At 68.8% G+C, this 7456-nt stretch carries 5 protein-coding genes and 1 pseudogene; 3 read left to right on the top strand and 3 right to left on the bottom strand.

The window, feature by feature from the left end; all coding sequences use genetic code 11:
• Positions 1 to 1044 precede the first annotated feature (1044 nt).
• Positions 1045 to 1224 (top strand): annotated as a pseudogene (locus tag ACFW2E_RS36565) (DUF1048 domain-containing protein); the annotation flags it as partial.
• 335 nt (positions 1225 to 1559) lie between these two features.
• Here the strand turns inward: ACFW2E_RS36565 and ACFW2E_RS36560 are convergent.
• From ACFW2E_RS36560 to ACFW2E_RS36550, 3 genes are read right to left on the bottom strand one after another with little or no spacing between them, the layout of a single operon-like run.
• Positions 1560 to 2834 carry a hypothetical protein gene (locus ACFW2E_RS36560; protein WP_384473238.1) on the bottom strand — a complete coding sequence of 425 codons (1275 nt, stop codon included), beginning with the start codon at positions 2832 to 2834 and terminating at the stop codon, positions 1560 to 1562.
• Positions 2835 to 2885: 51 nt separating this feature from the next.
• Positions 2886 to 4112: a sensor histidine kinase gene (locus ACFW2E_RS36555; RefSeq protein WP_384473235.1), complete on the bottom strand. Its 1227-nt coding sequence runs from the start codon at positions 4110 to 4112 to the stop codon at positions 2886 to 2888.
• 20 nt (positions 4113 to 4132) lie between these two features.
• On the bottom strand, positions 4133 to 4786 hold the full coding sequence (locus ACFW2E_RS36550; RefSeq protein ID WP_384473233.1) for a response regulator transcription factor: 654 nt from the start codon (positions 4784 to 4786) through the stop codon (positions 4133 to 4135).
• Positions 4787 to 5611: 825 nt separating this feature from the next.
• Here ACFW2E_RS36550 and ACFW2E_RS36545 point away from each other — a divergent pair.
• Both ACFW2E_RS36545 and ACFW2E_RS36540 read left to right on the top strand, forming a co-directional pair.
• On the top strand, positions 5612 to 6550 hold the full coding sequence (locus ACFW2E_RS36545) for an ATP-binding cassette domain-containing protein (RefSeq protein ID WP_384473230.1): 939 nt from the start codon (positions 5612 to 5614) through the stop codon (positions 6548 to 6550).
• The gene (locus ACFW2E_RS36540; protein ID WP_384473227.1) at positions 6547 to 7389 is read left to right on the top strand and encodes an ABC transporter permease; all 843 of its coding nucleotides are present in this window, start codon (positions 6547 to 6549) and stop codon (positions 7387 to 7389) included. Before ACFW2E_RS36545 ends, ACFW2E_RS36540 begins: the two co-directional genes overlap by 4 nt.
• Positions 7390 to 7456 lie beyond the last annotated feature (67 nt).

The raw sequence follows: 7456 nt of genomic DNA, 5'->3' as shown, positions 1-7456 counted from the left end.
GTGTCCGCCCACTGGACAGCTCCGCGGCGCCTTGAGACGACGAAGCCGCCCCGTAGCGCTCCGGGGGGGCTTCGCCCGAGAGCGGGTGCTCTGGCGCACACGATGCGGTCGGTGCCGCATGCGGTTCGTGTTCCCGTGACGCTCTCAGGGTGCGCCGACTTTGCGATCGCACCCGCCCCGAGGTGCGGTGCGGCAGGGCTGCCCCACCCAGGCGGCGCCCTGAGAGGCCACCTCCGAGGCCGGGCACGGGTCGGGCCCTTGTCAGTAGGGTGAGAGGGGTGAGGATGGAGGAGTGAGCGCCGCCCTTCAGGCTCCTGCCGCAGGCGACATCCCCGGGACACCCGAGGAATGGACCACGCCTGACATGCCTGCCGCATGCGCAACCCGGACGGAGAGGACGCCGGGGTAGGGTGCGCCGACCTTATCGGTGCGGCGGCTGCGCACGGTGATCCGCCGCAGTACCGACGTGGCCGGGATCTTTCCGACCGCGTCGCCCTGGTGAGGTTGTCGGCGCCGTCCCGGCCGAGCAGAACGGCGAATGGACCGCTTTCACCGCTGCGTGGCAACCACTTCAGTCGTTCTGCATTTTCCGGAGGTGCCGCCGCCGACTTCTGCCTGGCTGAAGATGCCCGTCGAGGCGTCCCGTTGCGTGCTGCCGTCATCGCACCGTCGGAAGTCGAGAACTCCGGCAGCGTGCAGAACCCGCGATCAGCCATAGCTCGCGCGACTATCGACGCGTACTCGTCGGCAGCCGACCGCCCAGCGCCCACACCGGCGACGACATCACTGCTCATGGCAGCGCCACCTTCGAACAACGGCAGACCTAGACGCCGACTCCGACTTCGCCAGGTGTCCGGACCGGCTTTGCCGACCTACACCATCGACGGCGCAGTCTGCGGAAGGCAGCACGAGGCGAGTGCAGAATCTGGTTGCAGTGTGCGGCCTGGCGTCGGTGGCCGGCGCTGTTCCCGCAGGAGTCGGCGCCGCTTCCCATGGTCGGCTCGGGCCTTGGCAGGAGTGACGCGCGGCGCCCGTGGGTGCCATCCGGCGGATTCTGGAATCGTCGACTTCTTCGAGGAGGGCGTCGCCGCGGGCAAGGGAGTTTTGGAACTCATCGGCACCGACGTCGCCGCGTTCTGCGACGACCTGATCAAGGACTCGCCCACCTACGCGGATGCCTACCAGGAATCCATTAGCGGGGAACCCGGCGCGGCCAGGAAGTGACAGCCGCCGGACCGGTTTGCGACGCTGCCGGGTTCCACTACGAGGGGTTCATGACGTCGTCTGTGTCGGTCCCGAAGGCTGGGGGTGGGCGGGTAGCAGTCGAACGGCGGGGCCTGGCGTGGCCAGCTGTTGGCGGAGTTGTCGGTTTTCCAGGGTGAGCTGATTGACGACCCGGACAAGATTTTCGACGTCCATTGCCAGCTGCGCGAGCTGCTCTTTGTCGGCTGCGCGGAGTTCATTCAGCTTAGTGATCTTCTTGCGCAGCCGTCGTTCCGAGTCTGTGGGCTGAAAGAGCGTGATCGGCGGCCCTGGGGAGCCACCGCCGATCAGGTCCGTCAGCGCATGTCTGTGAGCAGGGTGCGGAGTTCAGCCTCCTGCTGGGCCGACGACATCGGCGGGTTCGAGTGGTCGATGCCGAAGGTCTTCAGGACCTGGTCCATCTGGGCGTCGATGAACGTCCAGCCGGTGTTGTCCAGCGGCTGCAACGAGCTCTGATCGGCATCCCAGAGGTCTCGCAGCGACTGGGCAGCCGCGTGGGCCCCCTTCGCGTTCCCCGACTGGGCGTCCTTGAGTGACGTCGACGCAAGTGCCTTCAGTGCGTCGACCTTCGTGGACGGGAAGTGCTTCACGGCCTGCCCGGGGGCGAGGTGCACGGTAGAGGTGGCGTCCTCCTCCGGCGCGGGGCCGACGTGCGGCCGGCTGTGCGCCCAGAGCAGCAGGCTCACGGTGGCGACGGCGAGGAGGCCGAAGCCCGCCAGCGCGATACGCTCCCTGCCAGGGTCGGCGGTGACCTGCGGGGTGTGCGAAGCCTCGTAGGTCTCGGTCACGTCGGAGCGCGTCACCGTCAGGTAGAGGACAGTCGCCAGGATCAGGCCGAGGAAGATCAGACTGGTCGCGAAGGTACCCAGCGCGAGGCCGGTCGGCTCGCCCGGTTGCGCGACCTTCGGGGAGGCGAGCCAGTCACCGATGTTGGCGCCCAGCGGGCGGGTCAGGATGTAGGCGAGCCAGAAGGACAGCACCGGGTTGGCGCCGAACTTCCACAGCAGCGTGATCGCCGCGATGAGCCCGAGCGGCAACAGGACCGAGACTCCCGGGGTCCAGCCGGTGAGTTCGAGGGTCCAGTCGCCGGTCGCGGTGCCGAGCGCGAAGGTGACGAGAACGGCGAGCCAGTAGAACGACTCACGCGGCAGCGTCGTGACCGAGTGGATGGAGAGGGTGCGCTCGCGCCACCACCACACGCCGAACACCACGGCGAGCAGCACCGAGAACACTGAGGAGCTGATCCACAGCGGCACGTTGAGCTGGTCGGTCAGGATGTCGGTGTACAGCGTGCCCGTGACACTGACAACGACCACGGTCAGCCAGTACGGGAAGGGGACGTACCGCTTCAGCCGCAACTGGACGCCCAGAACCACCACGAACACCGCGGTGAAGATCCAGGCCGTGTTCACCAGGCCGACGCCCAGCTTCATGTTGATCCAGTCGGCGAAACTCTCACCGACGGTCGTGCACAGGATCTTGATCACCCAGAACCAGATGGTGACCTCGGGAACCTTGTTCAGCATCAGCCGCCCGCTGCGGCGCGTGCGGGCTTCGCTCTTGTTTGTCATGAGGCGATGGTTGGCTCGGCCAACCTGCACACAACCTGACTACGCAATCGCCTACGCCGTGGGGAAGGTCACTTCGACGCGACCGTGACCATCCGCGATCGCACGGACTGCCACTCCCGCGGACGCGGCGAGGCGCCTTACCACGGTCAGCCCCAACCCGTACCCGTCGCCGCTGGTCACGCCTGCTTCGAAGACCCGGTCGACCTCTGCTGGGTCGAACCCCGGGCCATCGTCGAGAACATCGATCGCGATGCCCTGGGGCTGGATGCGCGCCGTGACCCACACGCGTGAGCTTGCATGCCGCAGGCCGTTCTCCAGCAGGGGTGACAACACAGCCACGACGAGCTCGGTCGGCACGGCTACGTCGACATCGGCCGGGATGGCGAGTTCGATGGAGCGACCAGCGATCGCCTGCCGCGCCGCCGCCCCGAGATCGCAGCGGGTACCGCCATCGATCCGTGTCCGAGCGGCACTCAGAATCGTCGTGATCGCCGTGTTCAGGCGATCGACCTCGGTCAGAACAGATTCCGGTGCCACATGGTGACCGGAGAGCTGCGCCAACTGTGCCTCGCCCCGCAGGGCCGTCAAGGGCGTCCGCAACTCGTGGGCGATCTCATCGGTGAGCCGGCGTTCGTCCGCGAGCGCCTTGTCTATGCGGTCAAGCAGGCGATCGAGAGTTCGCCCGAGCTCCCCGAATTCATCGCGAGGAACGCCGAGGTCGAATCGGCGCCCCGGTTCGTGATCACCCCAGTCGTCGGCAAGAGCGGCCATTTCGTGCACCACCCGCAACGCACGACCCACCATGAGGTGGGCGACGACGCCTGCGAGCAGGATCGAGATGCCACCCAATATGAGCGCCATCGCCAGGCTGCGCTGCTCCGACGTCTCGTACGGCGTCAGATCCACCCTCACGACCGCCACGACGCGGTGTCCTTCGAGCCGGATCGGCTGGGCATACAGAAGGTAACGGCCGACCGTGGTGGTCTGGGACTGCCCGGAGCCGACAAGCGCCTCCACGCGGTCAAGGACGCTGCCCGGCACGATCCCGTCAACGAGGTGCCCATCGGCATACACCCACGCGACCGTGTCCAGCGCTTCGTTGCCGCTCTCAATCAGCACGACGCGGCCACCGCGTACGGCTACGTTCGCCGCCACCGCCTCTGCCCGCGTGTGCGCCAGAGCATTCGCGTCGGCGTCGGTCACCCGGCTCAGCAACACGTGCGAGACCACCACCAGCACGGCGACCACCGCTGTCGCGATCAGAACCGCAAGCGCCACGACCCTCCCACGGAAGCCCGTCACTCCCATCGATAGCCCACCCCACGGACCGTCGCCAGGCGATCGGCCACGCCCAGCGCACCGAGTTTGGTCCGCAGCCGGCGAACGTAGGAGTCGAGGGTGTTGTCGCTGACCTGCGCGCCGTGCGGCCAACCGGCAGCAACAAGGGCGTGGCGGCGTACAGCATCGCCCTGCGAAGCGATAAGCCTGCCCAACAACCGGAACTCGGTCGGCGTCAGGCTCTCGCTCGTCGAACCGTAGATCACGACATGTTTCGCCGGATCGAGGACGACGCCCCTCGGCGAGGTCGTCGCGGTTGTTCTGCGCAGCAGGGCGCGGACCCTCACCAGCAACTCCGGGACATCGAACGGTTTCGTCACGTAGTCGTCGGCTCCCGCCTCGAAGCCGCCCACCTTGTGATGCATGCCGTCCAGGGCGGTGAGCATCAGCACCGGGGCATCAATGCCACGTGCCCGCAGCGCCAAGCAGACGTCGCGGCCGTCAGCGTCCGGGAGCCCCAGATCCAGGACGACCAGGTGAGGGACCGGCTCAAGGTGCCGCAGCAGGCTGTCCGCCGTCGAAGCGACGGCGACCGTATGGCCGTCGTGCTCGAGTGCGCGCTTGAGGACGTCGCGGACCGCCGCGTCATCTTCGCACACCACGATAAAAGCCACGCGCTGACCCTAGGTACTCCAGCCAGAGTTCTCCATTCTCCCTGGTCAGAGCCCTGGTGGCCGCGGGGTCCGTAACGGCTTTCCACGGTCCAGCGGCTCACCCGGGCCGACGGCTCGACGTCACACTCGACGCCGCACTTCATGGCGGCCTCGACGCCCGTGTCCAGCTCCAGCCTGCGCGCGCCGCCCGCACACGAACGAAGACATCCCGTCAGCCGCGCGGGGCCACCACACCTCGCCCTGCCGGGTCGGCCGACGACGAACACAGGCAGGCCCTACGCCTGGTCCTCGGCGCGGGCACCGGGCCCGGACCGAGGGCACGGAGGCAGATCGCCCTCGCGGTGGCGGCCCCGCACCGGCGGGCAGGCGATGGCGGGGTCCGCGTTCGGCACACGGCCCATGACGCTGGCTGGGCGCCGGGGACACAGAGGTTCAGTGGTCACCGGCGCGGAAGTGTCGCCGCCTTTCAGGCTCCGGCTGCCGTGACCACAGCGTCGGTGCTACAGCGATCACATGCCGGACAGCGCGCAGCAGGCGCTGTGTGCGGTCCACGCCGCATCCAGGAGCGCACCGCCGGTGGGCGGGGTCGGCCGCCTGGAGCGCTGAGGGGGACCTCTCGGCGTCGCTTGGCCCGGCCGCCGCCGACAGGGCCGGCATTCCGTGACCTGACGAGCTGCACTTCGCCGGTAGGTCTAGTACCCCGGTACTACGCGGCGGTGACTGATCACGCCCGGGTACCACCGGATCCGGCAGTTCGTGGGCTTAGCGTGACGGAGGAGGCGCCATGCACCATTTCGGGCGCCGTGGTCCGAAAGAGAGAACCGGATGATCGAGGCACAGCAGCTCACCAAGAGGTACGGGGAGAAGACGGCCGTCGACGGGCTGGACTTCACCGTGAAACCGGGCTCGGTGACCGGCTTCGTGGGTCCCAACGGCGCGGGCAAGTCCACCACGATGCGCATGATCGTCGGACTCGACGCGCCGACCAGCGGCACGGTCACGGTGAACGGACAGCGTTACGCCCGCCACCAGGCGCCGTTGCAGGAGGTCGGGGCGCTCCTGGAGGCGAAGTCGATCCACCCGGGCCGCTCCGCCCACAACCACCTCCGGGCGCTGGCCCTCACCCACGGCATCCCTCGCCGCCGGGTGGACGAGGTCATCGAACTGGCCGGTCTCGGTAGCGTCGCGAAGAAGCGGGCCGGTGCCTTCTCCCTCGGCATGGGGCAGCGGCTCGGCATAGCGGCAGCGCTGCTCGGCGATCCGCAGACGGTGATGCTGGACGAGCCGGTCAACGGGCTGGACCCCGAGGGTGTGCTCTGGATCCGGAACCTGCTCACCTCCCTCGCGGCCGAGGGGCGCACGGTGTTCGTCTCCTCGCACCTGATGAGCGAGGTGTCACTGGTGGCGGACCACCTGATCGTCGTCGGACGCGGCCGGCTGCTGGCCGACACGACCGTGCAGGACCTGGTGGACGCGGCGGGCGGCGACACCGTGAAGGTCGCCACGAATGACCCCGCGCAGCTGCGGGAGGTGCTGGCCGGGCCGGACGTGGAGATCACCGGTCGCGTCGGCTCCGAGGAACTGCAGGTCACCGGGCTGTCCGCCCGCGAGATCGGGCTGAAGGCGGCCGAGCACAGCATCCCCCTGTTCGAGCTGACCACGAAGACGGTGTCGCTGGAGGAGGCGTTCATGGAGCTGACCAGAGACGCCGTGGAGTACCACGGCACCACGACCGGCACCGAGACCTCCGGGAGCGCGGCATGAGCACCCTCACGGCAACACCCGAGACCACGCCGTCCGCCCAGGCCCGACCCACCTACCGGGTAGCCGGCCGACGCGTGCTGGCCTCCGAGTGGGCCAAGCTCTGGTCCCTGCGCTCCACCTGGATCACCCTCGGCCTGGGCCTGCTGTTCCTCGTCGCCTTCGGCGTCATCGCCGCGAGCCACTACAAGTCCAATCTGACGTCCGGTCGGCACATGGACCGCGACTTCGCCGCCGCGACCGCCGCGAGCCTGTCCCTCTTCGGCACGAACTTCGCCCAGCTCGCCCTCGGCGTGCTCGGCGTGCTGGTCACGGCGGGCGAGTACTCCACCGGCATGATCCGCTCGACCCTCGCGGCCGTACCACGCCGACTGCCCGTGCTGTGGTCCAAGGCGGCGGTGTACGGCCTGGTCGCCCTGGTGGTCGCGACCGTCGGCGCGTTCGTCGCCTTCCTCGTCGGCAGCCGGATCGTCTCGGGCACGCCCGCCGCCATGGGCCTCGGTCACGCCGGCGTCGTCCGCAGCCTGCTGGGCGCCGGGCTCTACCTCGGCCTGGTCGGCATGATCGGCACCGCCCTCGGGGCGCTGCTGCGCTCGGTGGCCGGTGGCATCTCGGTGCTCGTGGCCGCCCTCATGCTCGTACCCGGGCTGGTCTCCCTGCTGCCCAGCTCGTGGCAAGGGAACATCGACCCCTACCTGCCGAGCCACGCCGGCGAGTCGCTCTTCGCACTGACCCACGACTCCACCACCCTGTCGCCGGGCGCCGGGCTGCTGGTCTTCCTCGGCTGGACGGTCCTCGCGCTGGCCGGAGCGGCTTACCGGCTGGTGCGCAGCGACGTGTGACCACCGGCTACCCGCATCATGGGGCGGTGACCTCCGTGACCACTGACGACCTCAGCGGGAGGGGGCC

It is taken from the genome of Streptomyces sp. NPDC058964 (genome assembly GCF_042741275.1).
Classification (GTDB): domain Bacteria; phylum Actinomycetota; class Actinomycetes; order Streptomycetales; family Streptomycetaceae; genus Streptomyces.
The sequence above is the reverse complement of the archived record's forward strand: the minus strand, read 5'-3'. Positions and strand labels throughout refer to the sequence as shown.